19 protein-coding genes are annotated in these 24,143 nt (G+C 39.6%); 9 read left to right on the forward strand and 10 right to left on the reverse strand.

The annotated features are described in order from the left end of the window. Positions 1–204: 204 nt before the first annotated feature. Together ACE3G9_RS15045 and ACE3G9_RS15050 are read right to left on the reverse strand one after the other, a co-directional pair. On the reverse strand, positions 205–738 hold the full coding sequence (locus ACE3G9_RS15045) for a hypothetical protein (protein ID WP_449219572.1): 534 nt from the start codon (positions 736–738) through the stop codon (positions 205–207). A gap of 108 nt (positions 739–846) precedes the next feature. Further along, entirely contained in the window at positions 847–2,058 is a 1,212-nt protein-coding gene (locus ACE3G9_RS15050; RefSeq protein ID WP_449219573.1) for a hypothetical protein, read from the reverse strand. Between the two features lie 563 nt (positions 2,059–2,621). On the opposite strand from ACE3G9_RS15050, the gene sbcB reads away from it, so the two are divergent. From sbcB to purT, 5 genes are all read left to right on the forward strand, one after another. After that, entirely contained in the window at positions 2,622–4,046 is a 1,425-nt protein-coding gene (sbcB, locus tag ACE3G9_RS15055) for an exodeoxyribonuclease I (protein ID WP_449219574.1), read from the forward strand. 38 nt (positions 4,047–4,084) lie between these two features. Then, positions 4,085–4,447 carry a CidA/LrgA family protein gene (locus ACE3G9_RS15060; RefSeq protein ID WP_267135480.1) on the forward strand — a complete coding sequence of 121 codons (363 nt, stop codon included), beginning with the start codon at positions 4,085–4,087 and terminating at the stop codon, positions 4,445–4,447. Between the two features lie 2 nt (positions 4,448–4,449). Continuing rightward, the gene (locus ACE3G9_RS15065) at positions 4,450–5,136 is read left to right on the forward strand and encodes a CidB/LrgB family autolysis modulator (RefSeq protein WP_417878999.1); all 687 of its coding nucleotides are present in this window, start codon (positions 4,450–4,452) and stop codon (positions 5,134–5,136) included. A gap of 383 nt (positions 5,137–5,519) precedes the next feature. Then, positions 5,520–6,410, forward strand: a complete 891-nt coding sequence (gene cdd / locus ACE3G9_RS15070) for a cytidine deaminase (RefSeq protein ID WP_449219575.1) — start codon at positions 5,520–5,522, stop codon at positions 6,408–6,410. Between the two features lie 198 nt (positions 6,411–6,608). Then, positions 6,609–7,784, forward strand: coding sequence for a formate-dependent phosphoribosylglycinamide formyltransferase (purT, locus tag ACE3G9_RS15075; protein ID WP_449219576.1), 1,176 nt, complete (start codon positions 6,609–6,611; stop codon positions 7,782–7,784). 105 nt (positions 7,785–7,889) lie between these two features. Here the strand turns inward: purT and ACE3G9_RS15080 are convergent, their stop codons facing one another. The 6 genes from ACE3G9_RS15080 to ACE3G9_RS15105 all read right to left on the reverse strand — a co-directional run bounded on the left by ACE3G9_RS15080 (position 7,890) and on the right by ACE3G9_RS15105 (position 16,303). Continuing rightward, positions 7,890–8,534, reverse strand: coding sequence for a thiopurine S-methyltransferase (locus ACE3G9_RS15080; RefSeq protein WP_449219577.1), 645 nt, complete (start codon positions 8,532–8,534; stop codon positions 7,890–7,892). A gap of 78 nt (positions 8,535–8,612) precedes the next feature. Beyond that, complete coding sequence (ihfA, locus tag ACE3G9_RS15085) at positions 8,613–8,909, reverse strand: integration host factor subunit alpha (RefSeq protein ID WP_027697326.1); 297 nt, start codon at positions 8,907–8,909, stop codon at positions 8,613–8,615. 475 nt (positions 8,910–9,384) lie between these two features. Further along, on the reverse strand, positions 9,385–10,998 hold the full coding sequence (locus ACE3G9_RS15090; protein ID WP_449219578.1) for a peptide ABC transporter substrate-binding protein: 1,614 nt from the start codon (positions 10,996–10,998) through the stop codon (positions 9,385–9,387). Positions 10,999–11,306: 308 nt separating this feature from the next. Further along, on the reverse strand, positions 11,307–13,709 hold the full coding sequence (gene pheT, locus ACE3G9_RS15095) for a phenylalanine--tRNA ligase subunit beta (protein ID WP_449219579.1): 2,403 nt from the start codon (positions 13,707–13,709) through the stop codon (positions 11,307–11,309). Between the two features lie 18 nt (positions 13,710–13,727). Then, on the reverse strand, positions 13,728–14,708 hold the full coding sequence (gene pheS, locus ACE3G9_RS15100; protein ID WP_449219580.1) for a phenylalanine--tRNA ligase subunit alpha: 981 nt from the start codon (positions 14,706–14,708) through the stop codon (positions 13,728–13,730). Positions 14,709–15,571: 863 nt separating this feature from the next. Further along, positions 15,572–16,303: an SIMPL domain-containing protein gene (locus ACE3G9_RS15105; RefSeq protein WP_417879006.1), complete on the reverse strand. Its 732-nt coding sequence runs from the start codon at positions 16,301–16,303 to the stop codon at positions 15,572–15,574. 349 nt (positions 16,304–16,652) lie between these two features. Here ACE3G9_RS15105 and ACE3G9_RS15110 point away from each other — a divergent pair, with 349 nt between their 5' ends. From ACE3G9_RS15110 to ACE3G9_RS15120, 3 genes are all read left to right on the forward strand, one after another. After that, the gene (locus ACE3G9_RS15110; protein WP_417879007.1) at positions 16,653–17,354 is read left to right on the forward strand and encodes a tRNA (adenine(22)-N(1))-methyltransferase; all 702 of its coding nucleotides are present in this window, start codon (positions 16,653–16,655) and stop codon (positions 17,352–17,354) included. A 288-nt stretch (positions 17,355–17,642) separates the two neighbouring features. Beyond that, on the forward strand, positions 17,643–19,331 hold the full coding sequence (locus tag ACE3G9_RS15115; protein ID WP_417879008.1) for an NAD-dependent malic enzyme: 1,689 nt from the start codon (positions 17,643–17,645) through the stop codon (positions 19,329–19,331). 262 nt (positions 19,332–19,593) lie between these two features. Further along, positions 19,594–20,337 carry a SanA/YdcF family protein gene (locus ACE3G9_RS15120; RefSeq protein WP_449219581.1) on the forward strand — a complete coding sequence of 248 codons (744 nt, stop codon included), beginning with the start codon at positions 19,594–19,596 and terminating at the stop codon, positions 20,335–20,337. A gap of 1 nt (position 20,338) precedes the next feature. Here ACE3G9_RS15120 and ACE3G9_RS15125 read toward each other — a convergent pair whose 3' ends face one another. Continuing rightward, complete coding sequence (locus ACE3G9_RS15125) at positions 20,339–21,652, reverse strand: GGDEF domain-containing protein (protein ID WP_417879010.1); 1,314 nt, start codon at positions 21,650–21,652, stop codon at positions 20,339–20,341. Positions 21,653–21,937: 285 nt separating this feature from the next. Between ACE3G9_RS15125 and ACE3G9_RS15130 the strand changes: the two genes are divergently transcribed. Next, a complete protein-coding gene (locus tag ACE3G9_RS15130) occupies positions 21,938–22,774 on the forward strand; it encodes a DUF2797 domain-containing protein (RefSeq protein WP_449219582.1) in 837 nt (278 codons plus the stop codon). 66 nt (positions 22,775–22,840) lie between these two features. On the opposite strand, the gene ACE3G9_RS15135 is transcribed toward ACE3G9_RS15130, so the two are convergent. Further along, complete coding sequence (locus ACE3G9_RS15135) at positions 22,841–23,974, reverse strand: tetratricopeptide repeat protein (RefSeq protein ID WP_449219583.1); 1,134 nt, start codon at positions 23,972–23,974, stop codon at positions 22,841–22,843. Positions 23,975–24,143 lie beyond the last annotated feature (169 nt).

The raw sequence follows: 24,143 nt of genomic DNA on the forward strand, positions 1-24,143 counted from the left end.
ACCGACGAAAGTGCTTGCTTGAGCAATGCGTTAACACTATCTCTTTTTTAAAGAAAGAATGCCCAAAATAAATGGGTAGAATTTTTGCGCTCTACTTGACAGTGGGAGTCATACCAACGCCCCATTAAGAGGCAAAAAATAGTTGGTTAAAATAAGCGACGCAGGAGCAAAAACCAACTGTTTTTTGTCCTTTTGAGTGACTTGTTATAAGCCCTTTTTATATGACTTTGCTAGTTCACTAAAAATGGCTTTTCTTTTGTTTAAAAGATCAGATCTTACTTCGTCCATATCACTTTCAGTTAACGACTCTTTACCGTCATAGTATTTTCTTCGAAACTCTTTTAAAAACTCACCATAATCTCTTATTTGAGTCGATATATTAGTTAAACCTAGTAGCATTAATTTTGACTCTGCCACTGTTAATTTTTTAAATTGATCGAATAAATCTGATTTGGTTTTATCTAATTCTTCACTACGTTTTTCATTTAAATCCATTTCTTGAGCATTATTTCTAACCCATTCAATTACTAATGCCCAATAGCGTAATGAAACATGAGTTATTTCTTCAATATTTGTACTCACTGACTCTAGTGAATCATAAAACCTTTTACGGCTTTCTTTCTTACGTTCATTGCGATGATTTAGCCAAGTAACTAAAAATGTGCCGGTCAGTGTAATTAAACTACCTAAGCCAATTTTTATTGCTGTATCGATTACTTCAAGCTCGGTGGTTGCCATGATACTCCTTGGGCTTATAACGCCGTTTTAAGCGGCTAAAAATAGTTGGCTACAATTTGTGAGGGACGAACAAAGCCAATTGTTTTTTGTCCGACTTGAAAACTCTTGTTAAGTTACATTGTCTAACGCAAAGGTAAGCCAAAATGACTTTCCGGGATTTTCTTTTCTCTCAACAAACCAATACCATAACTCTCTAACCTGAAATGCAAGCAATGCGAATTCAACGCGCTCAGATAAGTCTTCTACTTGATTTGAAAAAGCTACAGGTAGCACATTAACCAGCATGTTTATTGCGGTGTCATTTTTTGACATCCAATACACATTTTCTCCCATAGAGAGAGTTTCATGTATTTCGCTAGTACTAAACTCCTTTTCACCTTGAAAAATGTGCGCCAAGTAATCTGACTCGTATTTTTCTAAGGATTCCCTTGGCACATTTTGTGGAGTTATGAATGACTGTATCATTGGATAATTGTTATTTTCATGTAATGACCAAAGTATTTTTTTGCAAATAACCAATTTTTCTTTCGTAATTCTTGCAAGGTCAAAAGTTAACCTCTTATATTCGTCCCATGCTTGAATAGCATCAACACAATCAAAATCTAGTGTGTAGTCACTATGCTCAACAAATATTTTATATATTTCTTCTTTGTCTACAGCACCATTTCTTTGCACAAATGATTGAATGTAATCTTTAATTATCCAATTAATACGTTCCATATTTGACCAATAGATTAAGGCAATATCTTTCCTCTTAAATATTTTCCTCAACTCGTTTTCTTGATATTCCTGAGTTTCAATTTTCCCAGAGAGTCCTGTTAAACTAGAAACTTTTGTCATACCCAAATACATCAGCATATTATTATGGATGGTGACAATTCTTTTCCAATGTTTTTCATTTAACTGTCTTGTATCAGTTGGGAAATCTCGCTCTATTAAATACTCTTTACCTCGGTCGTTCCATGATGCATGTACTATGGTATTTCGAAGGTATTTTATAGCTAGGAAATCTTTAAATATTTCGCTGTCAACAATAATGCCTTTTTCGGTAAAAGCATTTTCTAACGACTCAATTCTCTGTTTATTGGAACAATTACTTTGAAAGTAATTTCCTAAGATTCCTGTTTGATCATCTTCATTCCAGTGCTCTAGCGACGCCTCAATGGTGCCAATAGTAAACACAATTAAGATTCTTGACAGAGATGCTGTACATAAAGGCTCGAGGTTATTAACCATAGGATCTTTAATTAAGGCTTTTCTTGCTTCGATCAAATAGATTATGTCATCTGAATATGTATCGATAAATTCATTATTTTGCACGATATTACCTCAGTAACTTAACAGTGAATTAGCAAGAAACGCGGATAAACCCGAAGATTTTTCAACACGTTCACTGCTAATCCATTCATTTATCACCATAAGATACTCTAATGATGGATTTTTAAAAGCAATTAGCCGATTTTATGCGATGTAGAAAGCGAGAACTGGGTTTAACGAGCCAATTGTTATAATGACGAATGCACCATAAATGAAAAATACTATTAATTAACAATTGTTTACGGTTAAATTGGATGGACACCATTTAGAGAATAGTTCTCGCTTTCACTCAACGTTTGTTAAAAACCGAAAAATGGCATTATAACTGTATAAATACACTGTATGAGATATCCACTCCATTTTTGCTTTCAAATTAGCATTTATTCTGATGGCGGTGAGGTGCGATTCTCGTTTGAGATCCTATGCCATGTGGAATGAAAATATCGATAAAAAAGAATCATGACGCTATAGATAAAAACTGGCCTAAAAAACGAGAAGCCATTTCTTTACGTGGTACTTAGGGGTAATATACCGATATTAAAGACAATAACTTTCTGGAAGTTCCCATGAGTAACGAAAACGCCCCAACCTTTTTCTTTTTGGATTATGAAACATGGGGTGTTAGTCCAGCCAAAGACCGACCGAGTCAATTTGCTGGTGTTCGTACTGATATGGATTTCAATATCATCGGTGAGCCTTTGGTGATTTATTGCCAGCCGCCGAGTGATTATCTGCCTTCGCCTGAAGCTGCACTCATTACCGGTATCAAACCTCAAAAAGCCGTTAAAGATGGTTTACCTGAGCCAGAGTTCATCCGCCGCATCCATAAAGAGCTTGCCACCCCAAATACCATCTCACTTGGTTACAACAGCATCCGCTTTGATGATGAAGTGACACGTTATACTCTTTATCGTAATTTTTACGATCCGTATGCTTGGTCTTGGCAGAATGGTAATTCACGTTGGGATTTACTGGATATTATGCGCACTTGTTATGCATTGCGCCCAGACGGTATTAACTGGCCAGAAAATGATGAAGGCTTTCCAAGCTTTAAACTAGAACACCTTTCGGTAGCCAATGGTATTGAACACAGCAATGCGCATGATGCGATGGCCGATGTTATTGCCACTATTGAACTGGCTAAGAAAATCAAGCAAGCCCAACCGAAACTGTTCAACTACCTATTAAGTATGCGCCACAAGCGTAAACTCAATGAACTCGTCGATATTGTTAATATGACGCCGCTGGTGCATGTTTCTGGCATGTTTGGCGTTCAATGTTCCAATATTAGTTGGATCGTGCCGATGGCTTGGCATCCAACCAATAACAATGCGGTAATCACCGTTAACTTGGCAATGGATCCAACGCCGCTCATCGAGCTAGATGCTGAAACGCTACATCAACGCATGTACACCAAGCGTGATGATCTCGCACCTAATGAACTTCCTGTTCCTCTTAAACTTGTTCATCTTAATAAGTGCCCTGTTCTTGCGCCAGCCAAAACCCTCACCGCTGAAAATGCTGATCGAATCGGTATTGATCGCAAACAATGTTTAGATAATCTCGCGCTTTTAAAATCGCACCCAGAAATTCGAGAAAAGCTGATTGCTATCTACAATATTGAGCGTGAATTTAAGCAAGATAATAACGTCGATACTCAACTCTATAGCGGCTTCTTTTCACCGGCAGACAAAGCGACTATCGATATTATTCGAGAAACCGAGCCAGAAAAGCTCGCTGGATTAGATTTATCGGTAAAAGATGCTCGTATCGAACCTTTGTTGTTCCGCTATCGCGCGCGTCATTTCCCATGGACATTGACCGAAGCTGAGCAACAAAAATGGCTTGCACATTGCCGTGAGTACTATGAAAGCAATATTGAAGAGTACATGCTCAATCTTGAAAATCTCGCTCATGAGTATGAAACTGATGCTGCTAAGATCGAGATTCTAAAATCTGTCTATCAATATGTAGAATCTCTCGTTTCTTAACTCTTGTTCCGTCCTAGGAGTCCAACGTGTTCAAGCAAATGCTCAATTATGCTTTATCATTCGCACTGATTATGGTGAGTTTGTGGGCAGGTAATGCCATTCAGCACTTTTTTCATTTATCCGTACCCGGCAGCATTTTCGGCATGCTGATTTTATTCGCGCTACTGGTCTCTGGGTTAGTCAAAGTGCAGTGGGTCAAGCCCGGTGCGCAATTATTCATTCGCTATATGATCATTCTGTTTGTACCCATCAGTGTCGGCTTAATGGATCACTTCCCTTTATTGATTGATAACGCTCTCTCCATTTTTGCAAGCAGTGTCGGAGCAACGACGATCGTATTAGTATTGCTTGCACTGGGACTACAAAAAATCCTTACTAATAAAGCAAGTGAGGATAAATAATCATGTGGCTTCTACTCACCTTTGTGGTTTTCTTTGCAGTACGTTGGTTTGCCAATAAGGTAAACAATCCATTAGCTAACCCTTTACTACTAAGCATCATAATTATTATCCCCATTCTAATGGCGCTCGATGTGCCTTATGAGGTGTATTACGCACAAAATGATTGGATGACTTTTTTACTTCAGCCAGCAGTCGTCGCGCTCGCTTATCCGTTATACGAACAACTTCCACAAATTCGCCAAAATTGGAAAATCATCTTTTTAGCTTGTGGCGTAGGTAGCGCAATGTCGATGCTCACCGCTGGGCTTATTGCTGTTGCTTTACACACCGATCCAACGCTAGTAGCAAGCTTTATGGGTAAATCAGTTACCACCCCGATAGCCATGGAAGTAGGTAAAAGCTTAGGTGGTGAACCTGCTATTGCGGCAATCTTGGTGCTAATTGTTGGTGTATTTGGCTCGGTGTTTGCCTACCCTATCTATTCATTTTTAGGGGTTACGCACCCAATAGCCAAAGGGTTAACCATGGGTACGGTATCGCACGCTTTAGGTACCGCAACCTGCGCTGAAAAAGACGCTGAAGATGCGGCGTTTAGTTCTCTTGCCCTAGTGACATGCGGCATTATCACTTCAATTCTTGCCCCACTATTTTTTGCTTTCTGTCTCTGGGTTGGTGGCTTTATTGGCTAGAGCGATAAAGAACAATCTACACACTACATTAATAAGGAGCTGATTTGGCTCCTTATTTGTCTATACCCAAGTGACTTCAAGATACAGAATTCAGAGCTATCATCCAGACCTTTAGGCAAGGAAGATTGGCGAAGGAATGTAAGCACCTTCCAAACCAATCTGACGCGGTAAAAGGGGTTGGATGAAGCTCCCGAAGGGCAAGTTAAAACAAGCTTTATGCAACAAAACTCGATCTAAGTAGTGTTTTTGACTATTGAAACTACTCACTCACGCGATCTCACTCCATAATTTGACTTATTGCACAATAAATATGTAACGATTAAATATAATTACACAAAAAGGAGCTTAACCGCTCACTTATACGTGAATTACAAGGATATCAAATGACTCAATCTTTTAACCCAGAATCTGTAGCACACTTACCTACAGAGCTTGCTGATCGTATTGTTTCTCAAATGCAAAAGGCTGACTTCAATGGACACTTCTCTGCAACGGATTATCAAGCATTGTTATCACAATCGGGAATGACTGACACGGAATTTAAACTCGCCTTATTACCAATCGCGGCAACGCGTGCTTATTGTGAAATTTCTGACTTCCACGTTGGTGCTATCGCCGAAGGTCTATCTGGAAATGTTTACTTTGGAGCAAATATTGAAATTGCTGGCGTACAGTTAAACCAAACCGTTCATGCTGAACAATCAGCCATTAGCCATGCATGGATGAAAGGTGAAACAGGGCTAAAAGACATCACTATTAATTACACACCTTGTGGTCACTGCCGACAGTTTATGAATGAATTGAATGGTATTGAGAACCTATCCATTCAACTTCCTGAGCGCCCTGCTTATCGATTAGCGGAATTACTACCGGAATCCTTTGGCCCTAAAGATTTAGGCATCGAAGCTCGCTTAATGGATAACCACCAACACCGTTATCAGTTTGATAGTGATAATGCAGCGATTACCGCTGCTGTAAAAGCGTTAAATAACAGCTACGCACCATACAGCAATAATTACAGTGGTGTGGCATTACAGACACAGTCTGGTGCTATTTACTCAGGCAGTTATGCAGAAAACGCCGCATTTAACCCAAGCTTACCGCCATTACAAGTTGCGATTAACCTATTGCTATTAGCGGGTGAAGAACTGGCTAATATTGAATCCGCGGTACTAGCAGAAAATGCCAATGGAACAATTAGTCACTTAGCAGAAACCCAATCGACACTAGAAGCGATTAATCCTGATATCACGATTGATTATTTATCTATTTAAACTATCCATTTAAGTATGGATACCAAAGTTAGATGACAAACTGTCCGTAAACTGTACTCAATATGGTTTACGGACTTTTTATTAAAAGAAATTCGTTCTAACTTGTTGCGCAAACGTTTGCCCACCATTAAAATCACCCCAAATAATTACCTACTTAATAAATGGGTATCAAAATAGATCTTCTATAGGAATAAAAACATGTTTGGAACGGCGACCTCTCCTTCTGCCACAAAAGTACTTCTACTAGGTTCAGGTGAACTCGGTAAAGAAGTAGCCATTGAATGCCATCGTTTAGGCTTGGAAGTCATTGCATTAGACCGCTACACCAATGCCCCAGCAATGCAAGTTGCCCACCGCAGCTATACTGTTGATATGTTAGATGGCGATGCAATTGAAGCTATTATCGAGCAAGAAAAGCCAGATTACGTTGTTCCTGAAATTGAAGCAATTGCGACTGACAAGCTGGTTGAGCTAGAACAAAAAGGTATCAACATAGTTCCAACAGCCAATGCAACGAAACTAACCATGAATCGTGAAGGTATTCGTCGTTTAGCTGCTGAAGATCTTGGTGTAACAACCTCTCCCTACCGTTTCTGTGATACTTATGAAGAATTCAAACAAGCAGTAGAATTTGTTGCTATACCTTGCGTGGTAAAACCCATCATGAGCTCATCGGGTAAAGGCCAAAGCGTAATTAAAAGCGAAGCAGATATGGAGTCTGCGTGGCAATACGCACAAGAAGGTGGTCGTGCGGGAGCTGGTAGAGTGATCGTTGAAGGCTTTGTCGATTTTGATTATGAAATCACACTGCTAACTGTTCGTGCTGTTGATGGCGTGCATTTTTGCGCTCCGATTGGACACCGACAAGAAGATGGTGATTATCGTGAATCTTGGCAACCACAAGCCATGTCGCAAGCAGCATTAACGGCCGCTGAGCAAATGGCAGAGAAAGTGGTGAATGCTTTAGGCGGTTATGGACTATTTGGTGTCGAGCTTTTTGTCAAAGGCGATGAAGTGATTTTCAGTGAAGTCTCCCCTCGCCCGCACGATACCGGCATGGTGACTTTAATTTCGCAGGAGTTATCAGAATTCGCTCTACATGTTCGTGCATTTACTGGCTTACCAATTAACGGCATTACTCAATACGGACCAAGCGCTTCTGCGGTGATCCTAGCGGAAGGTCATTCACAAAACCTTGGTTTCACAGGACTACAAGATGCGCTTGCTGCGCCGCAAACTCAAATTCGTCTCTTTGGTAAGCCTGATATTGATGGTCGCCGTCGTTTAGGGGTTACACTGACACAACGTGACAATATTGAAAGTGCGGTTTCTGATGCCGTTGAAGCAGCAGGAAAAGTAAAAGTTAGTTTCTAGTTGCTCGTTGCTCGTTGCTCGTTGCTCGTTGCTCGTTGCTCGTTGCTCGTTGCTCGTTGCTCGAAGATAATATTGGTTTCATTATTTTCGAGCAACGATAACAACTTATGATTCAATCAACCAAACTTCTTCGGCAAAGCGAGACAACCCTCGCTTAATTCTTGGGTGTTCACTATCCCCATCATCGCGGTTTAAATGTGTCACTTTATAACCTGAAAATAAGCTTTTAACTTCTTCAGCAGGTACGCTAAACGGTGGTCCTGACATTTCCGATTGGTCATAATCCAGTGTCACTAACAAAATCTTCCCACTCGGTGCAAGTAACGATTTAATACGATCGGCGTAAGCAACACGCAACTCAGAAGGCAGTGCAATTAAAGCCGCTCGGTCATAGATACGATCAAATTGCGTCAATGGTGCAGTGAAAAAATCTCCAACATAAATCGACAACTCATCAAACTGATACAATTCATGTTGACCATTGAGTGGCGTAACCATTGGGGTATAAAAATGTTCAGCAAAAAAGGCTCGCACCGCGATATTACTAAGCTCCACCCCTGTCACTTCATTGTGTTTTTGTGCAAGCCAAACCAGATCTTCTGTTTTTCCACATAAAGGAACCAGAACAGAATGATTTTGCTTAGCAGATACTAGTTTCCAAAATTCAATCAAAAGTGGATTCACATCTTCTAAATGGAAACCAATTTTATTTTCCGCCCATTTATTATGCCAAAATTCTTGATCTTGCATCATTCACCTATAAAAATTTGATAATAAAAAGGCCACCTCAATAGGGTGACCTTCTTTCTTCCAGTGACTATCGTGTTTTTATTTTTCTATCTTAATATTTTCAACACGAGCTTTCAGTTTTTGCCCTGGTCGGAATGTTACAACACGACGAGCAGAAATTGGAATATCTTCACCAGTTTTAGGGTTTCGTCCAGGCCTTTCACTTTTATCACGTAGATCAAAGTTACCAAAACCAGACAATTTAACCTGTTCACCATTTTCTAGTGCTTTACGAATTTCTTCAAAAAACACTTCAACTGTATCCTTGGCATCACGTTTACTATAACCAAGTTTTTCGAACAGGTTTTCAGCCAAATCGGCCTTAGTGAGCGCCATAAAACATCCCTCAATTTATCACTACCATAGTGGCAGTATTTATAGCATTAGTACGTAGTTAGCAAGCTTAAAGCTAAGTATAACTTCGAAAGTGTAAGCCAACCTTATGATTATCGCCAAATTTTTTTGGTCGTTTGTATAAAATTTACTTTAGAATTTCTTTTTAAAGTCGCTATTCATATACTAGCAGATAGTTAATAAAACCAAATATAAGAGAATTTTCAGTTAAATAAATTGCATTATTGAATAATGTTCAGTTATTACCCCTACATTTAACTTTTATTAAGAAGTGAGAAAAAACTCAAACTTTAGATATGTTATCAAAATAAAATCAACAAAAGCAAAGCCTTAAATTGTCTACAATACTAGATGAAGCATCATGTCAATCCGTCTTTGTCTGCTTTTTAATGCATTGGGTGAATATGAAAAAGCCAACACCTCAATGGAAGTGGTGGCTTGTAGTAAAGAGAATACATTATTTAGTTAGATATAAATCTCGTGTATAGCGGTGATCAGAAGCATTATCTTGGCTATATCCGCCAACCTTCTTGTTTTTCAATACCGAACGTGTATAGAAATAAACTGGGATAGCAGGCATTTCATCGGCAAAAACTTGTTCTGCTTTTTGATATAAAGCGTTACGCTCTTGCTCTGATTTCGCCGAGGATGCTTGTTTTAATGCCTCATCATACTCAGCATTACTCCAACCTCCGTAGTTCAAACCTTCAGAATCAAAGTAGGATAAGAAAGTCGAAGCTTCATTGTAATCCCCCATCCATGCATAACGCGCTACAGAAAAGTTACTTGAAGATAACGTTTGTAAAAAGGTCTTCCACTCTTGGTTAGCAATCTCTACTTCAGCCCCTAAATTTTTCTTCCACATTGAGGCCATCACAATGGCTAACTTTTTGTGTGATTCACTGGTGTTATACTCAAGTTCAAACTTCAATGGATTCGCGTGATCAAAACCCGCTTCTTTAAGTAAGGCTTTCGCTTTTTGATTACGTTCTTGTTGTGACATTTCTGCCCATTCTAATTTAGGTACTTCAAAACCAGAGACTGCTGGAGGTGTGTTGGTATAAGCGGGTAACTGCCCTTGCCCTAAAATTCGTTCAACCACCACATCACGATCTATTGAATACGCCAGTGCTTTGCGAACTCTTTCGTCATCAAATGGCTTTTTTTTCATATTGAATAAATAATAATACGTTCCCAAAGAAGGCATGGTTAGTAGCTCATCTGGTCGCTCTTTTTTAATCATTTGATATAGCTCAAGAGGCACAACATTGGTGATATCAATTTCACCTGTTCGGAAGCGATTATATTCAGCATTAACATCTGAAATGGGTAAATAAGTAACTTGATTAATGACTGTTTCTTTGTCGTTCCAATATTGAGGATTTCTTTCTAAGACAAGCTTTTCGTTGATCACCCAGTCAGCCAGTTTGTATGCCCCACTCACCACAATATTCTCGGGTTTTGTCCAAGCTTCTTGGTATTGTTTAACGACTTTTTCGGGAAGAGCAAAAGTACTTTCATGTACCAACATCTTTATAAAATGTGGCACCGGCTTTGTTAAGTTCACTTGCAACGTTTTAGCATCAATGGCTTTTACACCCAGACTATCGCTAGTCGCATCGCCCTTAGTGATTTTATCTGCATTGACAATATTCGCCATTGAAACGTACCAAGAATATGGTGCGCCAGTTTTAGGATTCACAATACGTTGTAAAGCAAAAACAAAGTCATCAGCAGTAATGGGGTCACCATTTGACCATTTAGCATCACGTAAATAGAAAGTGTATTGTGTGCCATCTTCAGAAATATCCCACCGGGTAGCCAATGCGGGAATAATATTCCCGTGAAGGTCTTCGGTAACTAATCCTTCAAACATATCTGAAATAACACGCGAGCTTGCGGTATCGGAAGACATAGTAGGATCAAGAGTTGGAACTTCGTCACCATTACCTCTTACTAATTTTTGTTCTTCAGCAAGTTGAACTCCTGCGGGGACTTGAGCGGCAAAAGTTGGTGCCGTTAGGCATACGGCAATAGAAGTGACTAACAAGCCTTTTGTAATTTGGTGCATCTGATTTCCTTATATTTTGATTCCTGTATTCTCCATGAATACAAGGTATAGCTGCATCTGTCGACTCTACGGTCAATTGTCAGATGATTCAACCATGTAAACAGTATTCAACATTCAATTAAATACATAACCCATTTTTATATCAAAATAATATATACCCAAGTGACTTCAAGATGAAGCTCTCGAAGGGCAGTGAATGAGATGCTTGTAACAGATTTAGATAGAAGGAGTATTTGAAATTCAATAGACAAAAAATCCGCTCTTATTTTCACAAGAGCGGATCTGATTATTTCGACATTAATTCACTATTAATCGCGTAATGTTGCACCAAATTGCTCAGTCAAAGCTGCAACAATTGCATCAACAGAAGCCGCGATATCGGCATCTTCTAATGTACGCTCGGTAGACTGTAGATTTAGAGCAATTGCAAGACTCTTATTGCCTTCTTCGACACCTTTACCTCGGTACACATCAAACAGTTTTGCGCCAGTGAGAAGTTCACCGCCGTTAGCAAGACATGCACTTACAATGTCACCACTTGTAACGTCTTCTTTCACAACCACCGCGATATCACGACGGTTAGCTGGGAATTTAGATAAGCTTACTGCTTCTGGGATCACACGAGAATCAATCGCTGACCATTCGATTTCAAATACGATAGTACGACCATTTAAGCCAAACTTACGCTCAAGCTCTGGGTGAACTGTACCGATCACGCCTACCGGTTCGCCATCAACAACAATCGCTGCTGATTGACCAGGGTGAAGCGCAGGATGACTAACAGGCTCAAAGCTATACGCTATTTCATTTGATGTCAGTTCAAGAATCGCTTCTAAATCACCTTTCAGATCAAAAAAGTCAACCGTGTTGGTTTCAATATCCCAATGCTCTTCAGATCGAGTACCAGCAATAACACCTGCTAGCATAGGCTCTTGACGCATGCCGTTTTCAGCAGATTCACAAGGAATAAAACGTAAACCATATTCGAATAAACGAACGCGTGGTTGCTGACGTTTTTGGTTATGAACCACAGTGTTTAATAGACCTTGGATTAAACCAAGACGCATCGCTGACATTTCTACTGAAATTGGGAACGGTAGAATTAACGGCTCAACATCCGGTACGATCAGTTTTTGTTGCTCAGGCTCAACGAAGCTATAGGTAATCGCTTCTTGGAAACCACGGTCAACTAACAGATTACGAACACGTTTAAGAGGCAGGTTCGCTTCTTTATGATCGTTCATACTAAGCCCAGCAACGGGTGCCTGATTTGGAATGTTGTCGTAACCGTAGATACGCCCCACTTCTTCAATCAAATCTTGCTCAATTGCAATATCAAAACGCCATGTTGGAGCAACCGCGGTCCAGCCTTCTGCACCGTTTTCAAGAGACGTCGTTTCAACTGTCATACCTAGACGCTCTAATATCTCAACCACATCACTATCTGCAATATGGTGACCTAGTAGGTTATCAAGTTTAGTACGACGTAATGCTACTTTATTTGGTTTAGGTAAATCGGCTTCAGATTCAACCGTTACAATAGGTGCCACTTCACCACCGCAGATTTCAACAAGCAGTTCAGTTGCACGTTCCATTGCGCTTGCTTGTAGTGCGTAATCCACACCACGTTCAAAACGCATTGAAGAATCGGTATGTAAACCATAGCTACGAGCGCGACCACGGATATGATCCGGTGCGAAGAATGCACACTCAAGTAGTACATCTTTAGTTTCAGCCGTTACGCCAGACTCTTCACCACCGAAAATACCTGCGATAGCCAAAGCTTTATTTTGATCAGCAACCACTAGAGTATCTGCGTTTAATTTCGCTTCCGTCCCATCAAGTAATGTTAGCTTCTCGTCTTGCTCAGCCATACGAACCACGATACCACCTTCGATCTTGGTAAGATCAAACGCGTGCATTGGTTGGCCTTGCTCCAATAGAACGAAGTTAGTGATATCAACCACTGGATCGATAGAACGAATACCACAGCGACGCAGTTTTTCTTGCATCCAAAGTGGTGTCTGAGCTTGAGCATTCACATTCTTAACCACACGGCCAAGGTAACGTGGGCATGCAGCCGGTGCTTTTACTTCAATTGAAACGGTATCATCAATCGCAGGAGCAATGGCATTAACAGAAGGCTCTGTAACATCAGTGCGGTTTAATACACCAACTTCACGTGCCATACCACGAACGCTGAAACAATCCGCGCGGTTTGCGGTTAGATCAACATCAATAGTCACATCATCAAGTCCTAAGAATTCACGGAAATCCGTACCGACAACGGCATCATCAGCCAATTCCATAATGCCATCAGATTCTACGTCGATACCAAGTTCAGTAAATGAACACAACATGCCGTGTGATGGTTGACCACGTAGTTTGGCTTTCTTGATTTTAAAATCACCCGGAAGAACCGCGCCTACCGTTGCAACCGCGACAGTTAAGCCTTCACGACAGTTTGGTGCACCACAAACGATGTCTAGTAATTCTTCTGCGCCAATATCGACTTTAGTGACTCGTAATTTGTCAGCATCTGGATGTTGACCACACTCCACTACTTTACCGACTTTAACGCCCGTAAAGCTGCCCGCAACAGGAAGTACGTCATCGACTTCTAGACCAGCCATTGTAATTTGATGTGTTAGTTCGTCAGTTGCAACCGCAGGGTTAACCCACTCACGAAGCCATGATTCGTTGAATTTCATTGTGATTAATCCTCTCGGTTACTTGAATTGTTTAAGGAAACGAAGATCGTTTTCAAAGAACGCACGTAAGTCATTTACGCCGTAACGCAACATGGTTAAGCGCTCTACGCCCATACCAAATGCGAAACCCGAGTATTGTTCAGGATCAATGCCAACACTACGAAGCACATTAGGGTGAACCATGCCACAACCTAATACTTCTAACCATTTGCCATTTTTACCCATTACATCCACTTCTGCAGAAGGCTCTGTGAATGGGAAATATGAAGGACGGAAACGCACTTGCACTTCTTCTTCAAAGAAATTACATAAGAAATCGTTCAAGATGCCTTTAAGCTGAGCAAAGTTCACATTTTCATCCACCAGCATACCTTCCACTTGGTGGAACATTGGCGTATGCGTTTGGTCGTAATCGTTACGATATACACGGCCCGGTGCAATAAAACGGAATGGTGGTTTGCCATTTTCCATCGTACGGATCTGAACACCGGAGGTATGAGTGCGTAACATAAGATCCGGATTAAAGAAGAAAGTATCGTGGTCAGTACGTGCTGGGTGATCGTCTGCAATATTCAACGCATCAAAGTTATGAAATGCATCTTCAATTTCAGGCCCCGCTTCAACGTTAAAGCCAAGCTCACCAAAGAACTGCTCAATACGCTCAACGGTGCGAGTGACTGGGTGTAAGCCACCATTTTCAATACGACGACCAGGTAGAGAAACATCAATCGTTTCCGCAGCAAGTTTTACTTCAAGTTCCGCACGTTGTAGTGCGTCTTTACGAGCGGCAATGGCCTGTTGTACTAAGCCTTTTGCTTTGTTGATCTCTTGACCAGCGCTACGACGTTCTTCTGGTGGAAGTTTACCTAAGCTTTGTAATTGAAGGGTTAATTCCCCTTTCTTACCTAAGACTTGTACACGCACATCTTCTAGTGCCGCGACAGAGTCTGCCTGCTCTATTGCTGCCGTTGCATTGGTAATGATTTGTTCTAATTGCATCGTTTCCTCACCTACCATTCGGTAGTCTTGTGGATAGTTCAGTTCCTAATTGGCTTAACATCTGCCATTTTGCTCAACATCTTTATCACGAATCATTTTTACAACAATTCGTGTATTAAAAAAGTTATGCAAAATGGCAATCTTGCTCATCATGATAAAAAGCCAGTGAAAATAGCTTTATACCCAAGTAAGCTCAAGGTGCAAGTTTCAGCAAGAATAAAACAAGCTTTAGGCAAGGCAAATTGAATATGATCATAGTCATTCTATCTCTGTTCAATTTAACGCAACATAAAGCTTGTTTTAACTTGCCCTTCGGGAGCTTCATTCAAACCTCTTCTTTTTATAAGAGATAGGCCGCGTCAGATTGGTTTGAAAGGTGCCTACATTCCTTCGCCAATCTTCCTTGCCTAAAGATTTGGATGATAGCTCTGAATCCTGCATCTTGAAGTCACTTGGGTATATATAGTAATGAATGCAGCCCACAAAGCCAAACTGAAATCCTATGAAATACGGCTTTATTTTTGTTCATAATTTATTTGTCATGTCTATTTACGATGTCATGCTCAATGTTTATCCATTTACAGTCCAAGTATAAATATACTCAGGTGAATTCTGCACCTTAACGTCACTTGAGTATATAAAGCCAATCAGTGAAATTAAATCGCTCTTATTGGGTTTTGTTATCGTCAATTAGTAACCAAACTAACTCGGGCTTCTCAACTACGTCATAAATACCTTCACACCACCTAGTCGTTCAATTTCATCTTCGTGAATTCTCATCCATTTTTATGTTAAACCACTTCGAAATGCAGGTTTTTTTATTTCATTCATGATTATGCCTTTCGTATTTATCCGCCGTTTATTTAATCTGATAGATAATATTGTACCGTAGAAACTACACGGATTTTTTTAATATAAGGCGTATTCTTGTCTCTTGGTGAAATCGTAAATTGACCTTGTGATGCTTGCTTAATTTTACCTAGTTGACTATCGGAATCTTTAGCAAACTTTTCCGCCACTACGCGGGCGTTTTTAGTGGCTTCTTCAATCATGCCTGGTTTAATTTCGTTCAGACCTGTGAAGATATATTCGGGTTGAGATGAATAACTGTCACCGCTGAACACAATCCCTTGCTTGCCGAGTTCTGACATTTCAGCCATGACATTTCGCACAATATCGATTTTATTTGAGTAAACCGTCACGGTTTGATTAGCGGAATAGCGAAATTCAGCACGAGAATTATCCCCCCATTGTTGAGCCGATTTATCAACAATAGCAGGAGCACTAAAACTGATTTCATCAGGAGAAACACCTTTTAATAAAAGGAAGGCTTTAATTTTTTCGGTGCTTTTATCTACTTCATTATAAAGTGAAGATAAGTCATTATTAGCTAAAGTAAATTGGATCGGCCAAATCACCACATTGGCCTCGACTTCTTTCTCTGCCAGTCCTTTCACGTTTACGCTGCGTTCATATTGTTTATATTCAATAGCAGACGCCCCAAGTTGGTAACCTAACAAAACCAACCCAATGCAAATGAATGCGCCGAGTAACAGTGCTGGAATCGTTTTATTATTGGAGGATATATTGGTCATATCTATTCCCTTACTTATTAATCAATGAATTGAAATCACGTCGAGAAAGCGGTGCTCACAACAGATTTTAGACGAAGTAGTAATCAAATGATATGAACTCATCTACACATATTCTCAGGTGACTTTAAGATGCAGAGTTCGAAGCTATTATCCAAGCCTTTAAACAAGGAAGATTGGCAGAGGGATGTAAGCATCTTTCAAATCAATCTGATGCAACCTATCCCTTATAAAAAAAAGGGTTTTGGACGAAGCTCGCGAAGGACAAGTTAAAATTCGCACTTTGAAGTTATTTGGGTATATACCCAATAACGCAGTACAATGCTGACCGATTAAATTCACGAGCAGAACCATGAAGTTAAGTAAACGCCTACAACATATTGAATCTATGATCTCAGATCAGTATTACCAACATATATGGGATTGTTGCTGTGACCATGGTTTTTTAGGTGCCTCACTGCTACAACGCCAAGCAGCCCCGTTTATTCACTTTGTCGATATCGTTCCCGAGTTAACGTCATTAGTACAAACACGCTTAGAGCAATTCTTTCACGACGGCCCATCTCAATGGCAAGTCTATTGTCAAGATGTCAAAACCCTCCCGCTAGAAAAGTATTCCGGTAAACAACTGGTCATCATTGCCGGTGTGGGTGGCGATTTAATGATGGAATTTATCCAAGCATTACAACAGCAATATTTTCATTTAGAGATCGACTACCTGTTATGCCCGGTTTATCAACAATTTAACCTGCGCCGAACCTTAATCAATTTGAATATGAGCTTAAAGCAAGAAAAGCTCATCGAAGATAACGGCCGATATTATGAAATTTTACATGTGTCTAACGAAGCGCCTCAAAGCCCACAAGATAATATTCATCCTGTTGGTGAGCAGATTTGGCACTATTCCAATCAAGAACAAGCTAAACTAAATAAGCGCTATCTCCAAAAGACACTTGCCCATTATTCGCGCATGCAGCAAAACACGCCTACGCACGCTCAATTGCCTTTGCAGTGGTACTCTCACATTCGTCAAAAATTAGACTTTCTCGATTAAAAACAAGATAATCAACAAGCATGTATACAATGATTGATTTTTTTGTATTTAAAACTCATCGATTTAAAAACCAAACAAAAAATATAAAATTAACTTAAAAACAATACATTAAGTGGTTTCTCACCATTTTTATTATCGCTTAAGACAGAAATTAAAATCAATTTTATGTGCGCTACAGCCAAACATTACAGAAAGATTGTTTACAATTACTATGTGCATTTTAATATAGCGCTATACTGTTTCTGTTCCGAACCAAGCAAATATTGCTCGTAGAAAAAGAGTCCGACAATGAATAACGATAAACGCCCCCTATATATTACCTACGCAGGCCCAGTATTAATGGCCACCCCTCTTCTTAATAAAGGTAGCGGCTTTACCTTTGAAGAAAGAAAAGAATTCAACCTAGAAGGTTTACTACCTGAAGCAACAGAAACTATTCAAGAACAAGTAGAGCGTGCTTACCTACAGTATCAAGCATTTGAAAATGATATGGATAAGCACATTTATCTACGTAATATTCAAGATACCAACGAAACCCTCTTCTACCGTTTAGTGCAAAATCATATCTCTGAAATGATGCCGATTATCTACACGCCAACGGTAGGCGCGGCTTGTGAGAATTTCTCGAATATTTATCGCCGTGGTCGTGGCTTATTTATTTCTTATCCAAACCGTGATCGCATTGACGACTTGGTTAACAACGCCACCAGCCAAAATGTAAAAGTGATCGTGGTCACCGATGGTGAACGTATTTTAGGGCTTGGTGACCAAGGTATCGGCGGTATGGGTATTCCAATCGGTAAGCTTTCTCTTTACACCGCGTGTGGTGGGATCAGCCCAGCTTATACTCTACCTATCGTACTCGATGTGGGTACCAACAATCCGCAACGTCTTGCCGACCCTATGTACATGGGTTGGCGCCATACGCGTATTACTGGCGAAGAATATGACAAATTTGTCGATGATTTCATGCAAGCTATCAAACGCCGCTGGCCTGATGCTCTTATTCAGTTCGAAGACTTTGCGCAAAAAAATGCTATGCCGTTACTTGAGCGCTATAAAAATAAAGTATGTTGCTTTAATGATGATATTCAAGGCACAGCAGCGGTCACGGTTGGTTCATTAATCGCAGCTTGTCATGCGGCAGGTAGTAAGCTTTCTGAGCAACGAGTCACCTTTGTTGGTGCAGGTTCTGCCGGTTGTGGTATTGCAGAAGCAATTATTGCACAAATGGTGTCAGAAGGATTATCCGATGAGCAAGCCCGCGCTCAAGTTTACATGGTTGACCGCTGGGGCCTACTACAACAAGGCATGAAAAACCTTCTGGATTTCCAACAGCGACTTGTTCAAAAGAATAAACACCTAACAAAGTGGCAAAGTGATGAACAAGGCTACTCTCTACTAGACGTCATGCGTAATGCTAAACCAACAGTATTAATTGGTGTTTCTGGCGTACCAGGCTTATTCAGCCAAGAAGTCATTGAAACCATGCATGCACATTGTGAGCGCCCTATTATCTTCCCACTATCAAATCCGACAAGTCGCGTTGAAGGGACTCCACAAGATATTTTCCAATGGACAAATGGTAAAGCGCTGATCGCAACCGGCAGCCCCTTTGCGCCAGTGAAATTTGAAGGCCAAGATTACCCAATTGCCCAATGTAATAATAGTTATATTTTTCCGGGGATTGGTTTAGGAGTACTTGCTGTTTCTGCATCACGTGTTACCGATGAAATGTTGATGGAATCCAGCCGAGCGCTTGCGACTTGCTCACCACTCGCTTTAAAAGGTAAAGGGGCATTACTACCACCATTAGAAGAAATTCATACAGTATCGAAGAAAATTGCTTTTGCTGTAGCGAAAAAAGCCATCGAACAAGGGGTAGCACTTTCAATCACAGATGATGCGATTGAAGCGGCAATTGAAAATGGTTTTTGGCAACCTGAATATCGTCGTTATAAACGTACCGCATTCTAATTAGCTCTCTATAAAGTCTAAAACGATAACTTAGATGCCTATAAATTAGACAATAATGACAAGCTAATGTAAGCCCACTTTAATATTCAAACAAAGTGGGCTTTTTTATTTTTCACCGTATAATTACGCTGCTATTATCGAACATCTTAAAATACTCCACATAACAGGTAATATGGTATGGATGCTAACATGACAATAAACCGAAATTTTTTATGTGGAACATACTCATTTTTCATCACTCTCGAACATAGTCTTTAACTCTATGATCATAAGCCAAGATCGACTGCAATTAATACTAAAATGGCTAACCAGAAGCTTAACCACTCTGGGGATTGTATTTGTGCTCTTTCTCAGTAGCATTGTACTAATTGATCGGCTAATCAGTTGGCAAACACAAGATGCTATTTATCACGATATAACGGATGTCCCCCTATACAACCTTGGTCTAGTATTAGGCACCAGCAAATATATTGGCCATACTTTAAATACCTATTACTCACATCGAATTGAAGCGGCGATTGAACTGCACCGTAGAAAAAAAGTGACAGACTTCCTACTTAGTGGTGATAACGCACACCGATCCTATAATGAACCATGGACAATGAAGCGAGATTTGCTTAAAGCAGGTATTAAAGAAAAGAATATTCATCTTGATTATGCAGGTTTTAGAACTCTAGACTCTATCGTTCGAGCAAAAGAGGTTTTTCTTGCTGATAATTTTTTAATTATTACTCAAGACTTTCATTGTGAACGAGCGCTCTACATCGCTCAATATTACCATATTAACGCTCAATGTTTGGCAGTTCCCGGCCCTGTTGAAACATCCGGTTTATCCATTCGTATTCGTGAAGTTTTTGCCAGAACAAAAGCATTTTTAGATTTGTATATTTTACACTCACAACCTAAATTTTTTGGCCCAATCAGTCCTATTAAAAATACCAACTCACAAGGTTCAATTACCAATTTTAAAACAGACAATAGCGAAAATGAGCCTGTAGAAAATTAGATTAAATGAGCTTTTCTAGCACTTTCACGCGATTACGACCATTGCTTTTGGCATGATATAAAGCTTCATCTGCCCTAGCGATCATTTCTGTCACGCTTTCACCTGCTGTCATTTCGGTAACACCAAAGCTACAAGTCAATACTCCTACTTCAGGCCATTGATAACTTTCAACCATAGAACGAATGCTCTCAGCAACCTGTGAAGCTCTATCAATATCTGCGTTAAGACAAAAGACAATAAACTCCTCACCACCCCAACGAACTAAACGATCACCTTCTCGTAGCTGCCCATGAACTAATTCAGCAAACTCACGAAGCACTCGGTCACCAACATTATGGCCGAAAGTATCATTCACCGCTTTGAAGTGGTCTAAATCAACATAGATTATAGATAATCTTCCCGTCCCCCATCGAACTCGGCGTGCAAGATTGTCTAACCATTCACGAATCGCTCTGCGATTGCATGCCCCAGTAAGCTCATCTTTCGTGGCAATCAAAGAAACTTCGGTATATTTAGTTTCTAAAGCTTTATTCAACTTATTCAAATGTGCAGCATAGACGGCCATTTTTCGAACTCGCTTTCTCGATTGGAATAACTCATAAAACAAGAATGCTAATGCAGCAGAGATCCAAGTAGATAGCAAAACTAAAGCAAAGGTCTGTGGGCTTAAATAGTCACCTTTAAAAATGATTTTATTCACCGTAATTGTATGATCACCAATTACTGATCCTGAATCTGTCGCGATTTGAATTCTAGAGACGTTATCCATTTTTACACCAGACTCTTCAATTGGCACATTGTAATCAAACAACCACCAAGTCAGAACTTGAAACTTATCATAACCAATCTCTTTACCGCCTTGGCCAAACCCAGCATGATACTCAATCCCATTATATTTAAGTGTATTATCATCTTTAGGATCAAAGACCCTCGGTTCATAGTTCCTAATATTTACTCTAACTTTTGCCGTATCCTCTTGTACCCCTTGATAGTCAATATCAAGGAATACACGATCATAGCCAGACAAATCAACACCCTGAGTAACATCGTCTGATAAGCTAATAATCATTTCACAATAAGGCCATGGATAATTACTTTTCATAAGCCGACAAGACATGATTGGCACATCACCATCTAGGTTTAAGCTTACTTGACTATTCCCTCCCACCAAATTATCAGACGCCACTTTATACGGGTAATCTTTAGGCGACATCTCAAGCATTTTATTATGGCCAAAAAAGTAATAACCGATTGATAGAAATACGTTAAGCACAATAGTTACAAATACAATTTTAATGTAAAGTTTATTGAGCATTTTCATTCCTTGTAAATTCGTATTCTCATATGGATTAAAGTATAGATTCTTTAATCCATATGAGAATTTTGGCCTATATGATTCATTGAGTTAACACTCGAAACTCTAACTAAATATTTGCATATCATATACTTACAACTAAAACCGTCAGGGTTACTACAACATAAAAGGGATAATAGACATACAATCTACTGTGATAATTAAATCATTAACTAAGGCGCTATGAGTATAAAGCCAACTAAAATTTCGATAGACTAGACAAAATTAAAAATCATGGTCAAAAATATGTCGCTAAACATCACTGGAACCCTATCTAAACTTAACTCTCGCTTAAACTCAGAGCAAGCCAATCAGGTTGAATATGCCTTACTGGTTGGTGAAGAAAAAATCGCGCTCAACCCTTATATTGGTCAAACCATTACCCTAACTCACACTGGCAATATTTTCTGCTCATCGTGTGGTAAAAAAACCAAGAAAAGCTATTCTCAAGGCCATTGTTTTGTATGCATGAAAAAACTGGCAAGCTGTGATATGTGCATTATGAAACCGGAAACCTGCCACTACGATCAAGGCACTTGCCGCGAACCGATATGGGGTGAAGAAAATTGCATGGTCGATCACTACGTCTACCTTTCAAACACTTCAAGTATAAAGGTGGGCATTACTCGCCACACTCAGATCCCAACCCGTTGGATTGATCAAGGTGCGACCCAAGGCCTACCAATTTTTAAAGTGAAAACGCGCCATATTTCAGGCCTAATCGAAGTTGAATTAGCTAAGCACATTGCCGATAAAACTAACTGGCGCACTCTATTAAAAGAAAATGGTGAAGATCTCGCATTAGAAGAAAAATTCGCCCAGCTATTGCCTTTGATCCAGCCGACGATTGATGAAGTGAAAAAACAATTTGGCGATGATGCTATCAACGTTTTATCTTCCGAGGTTACCCCGATTTGTTATCCGGTAGAGCAGCACCCAGTCAAGATTGTCTCGCATAACTTTGACAAGAACCCTGTTGTGACGGGTCAGTTACAAGGTATCAAAGGGCAATATTTAATTTTAGATACTGGCGTGATTAATATCCGAAAATTCACCTCGTATGAAGTGACATTTAACGATTAAGCAAAAGAAACAGCCACCAAATAGAGGAATATGAACTCGATTTAGTGGCTTATTTACTAATGAAGATCAATCCACCCACTTATCACGAGAGGTGAAACCGTCGATGAAAACCATTGGGGTCATTTTATTGATAGTTTCTTTAGCTTGAGATTTAAAGGTAGCTTTTTCTTTTTCTGAAGGAATCGGTTTTTTAGTTGCTTTCCTATAAGGTTCTAGGGTACTTGAACCATTAAAATTAAACTTTAATAAATAATAATAATAATAAGCATCAAAACTATCACTATCATATTTTTCATTGAAGAAATTTGTCACCCCAGACTTTGAACCTAATAATATTGCATTTTTAGAAACTTCACCTTTAACACTCGGATTAAACTTGGCATATTTTTTAAAGGCTGGAATATAATTATTGTTTACCATAATTTCAAACAAACCAGTTATCATTTTTTGTTCTTTTGATGTAAGCGCTTTGTTTTTATAATCCCCAGCATTTAAATCCCAAATCAAAATAGCATCAACATAATCCATCAAAGGTTGGTAGTAATGATTCTCCGCAAACCGAATCACTTCTTTGATGTAATGCTGACGAGTTTCTTCTGAATGCGTGAAATTATAATTATTTGAAAAATACGTTTCATGCTTAATCACTGAACCATCGGGCTTTAGCATTCTTAATAAGAAATATTGCGCTCGCACATCACCTTGTTTGGCTTTTTGCCTAAACATCTCAATCGCTTTTGTTAAGTTCTCTTGTGTACAAACTTTGTCACCAAAATAAGCAAGGCATCCTTCCGCTTCTGGTGATAGCTCAAACTGCGCATAAGCATTTCCAGCTTTTGCTGCCTCTTGATATAACCGAATAGATTTTGGAATAGATTTTACACTTGCCATGTAAATCATTTTGGAATACCAGAACTGTGCTTCTGGATCTTTGTTGTCTAAAAGAGGTTCCAAGTATTTATAGGCTTCTTTATTATTCCCATATTGAATATTCACCAAAATATCGTACAGCTTATCTCCCGGTTTCACGGTACTGGAAATGTATGGGTCATCCGATTTTTTATTAATATTGGCATCAATAAATGGCTGAAAAAGCGCAATATCGTCTTCAGGGTTTGGCGTGTAGTCATTACAGCCCATGAGCCCAAGCGTGAAAACACACAATACTGCACTGATAGATAACTTAAGATAACGCGGCATTAGCACTAATCCACCCACTCATCACGAGAGGTGAAACCGTCGATGTAGACCATTGGGGTCATTTTATTGATAGTTTCTTTAGCTTGAGATTTAAAGGTAGCTTTTTCTTTTTCTGAAGGAATCGGTTTTTTAGTTGCTTTCCTATAAGGTTCTAGGGTACTTGAACCAT

It is taken from the genome of Vibrio sp. E150_018 (assembly GCF_053544035.1).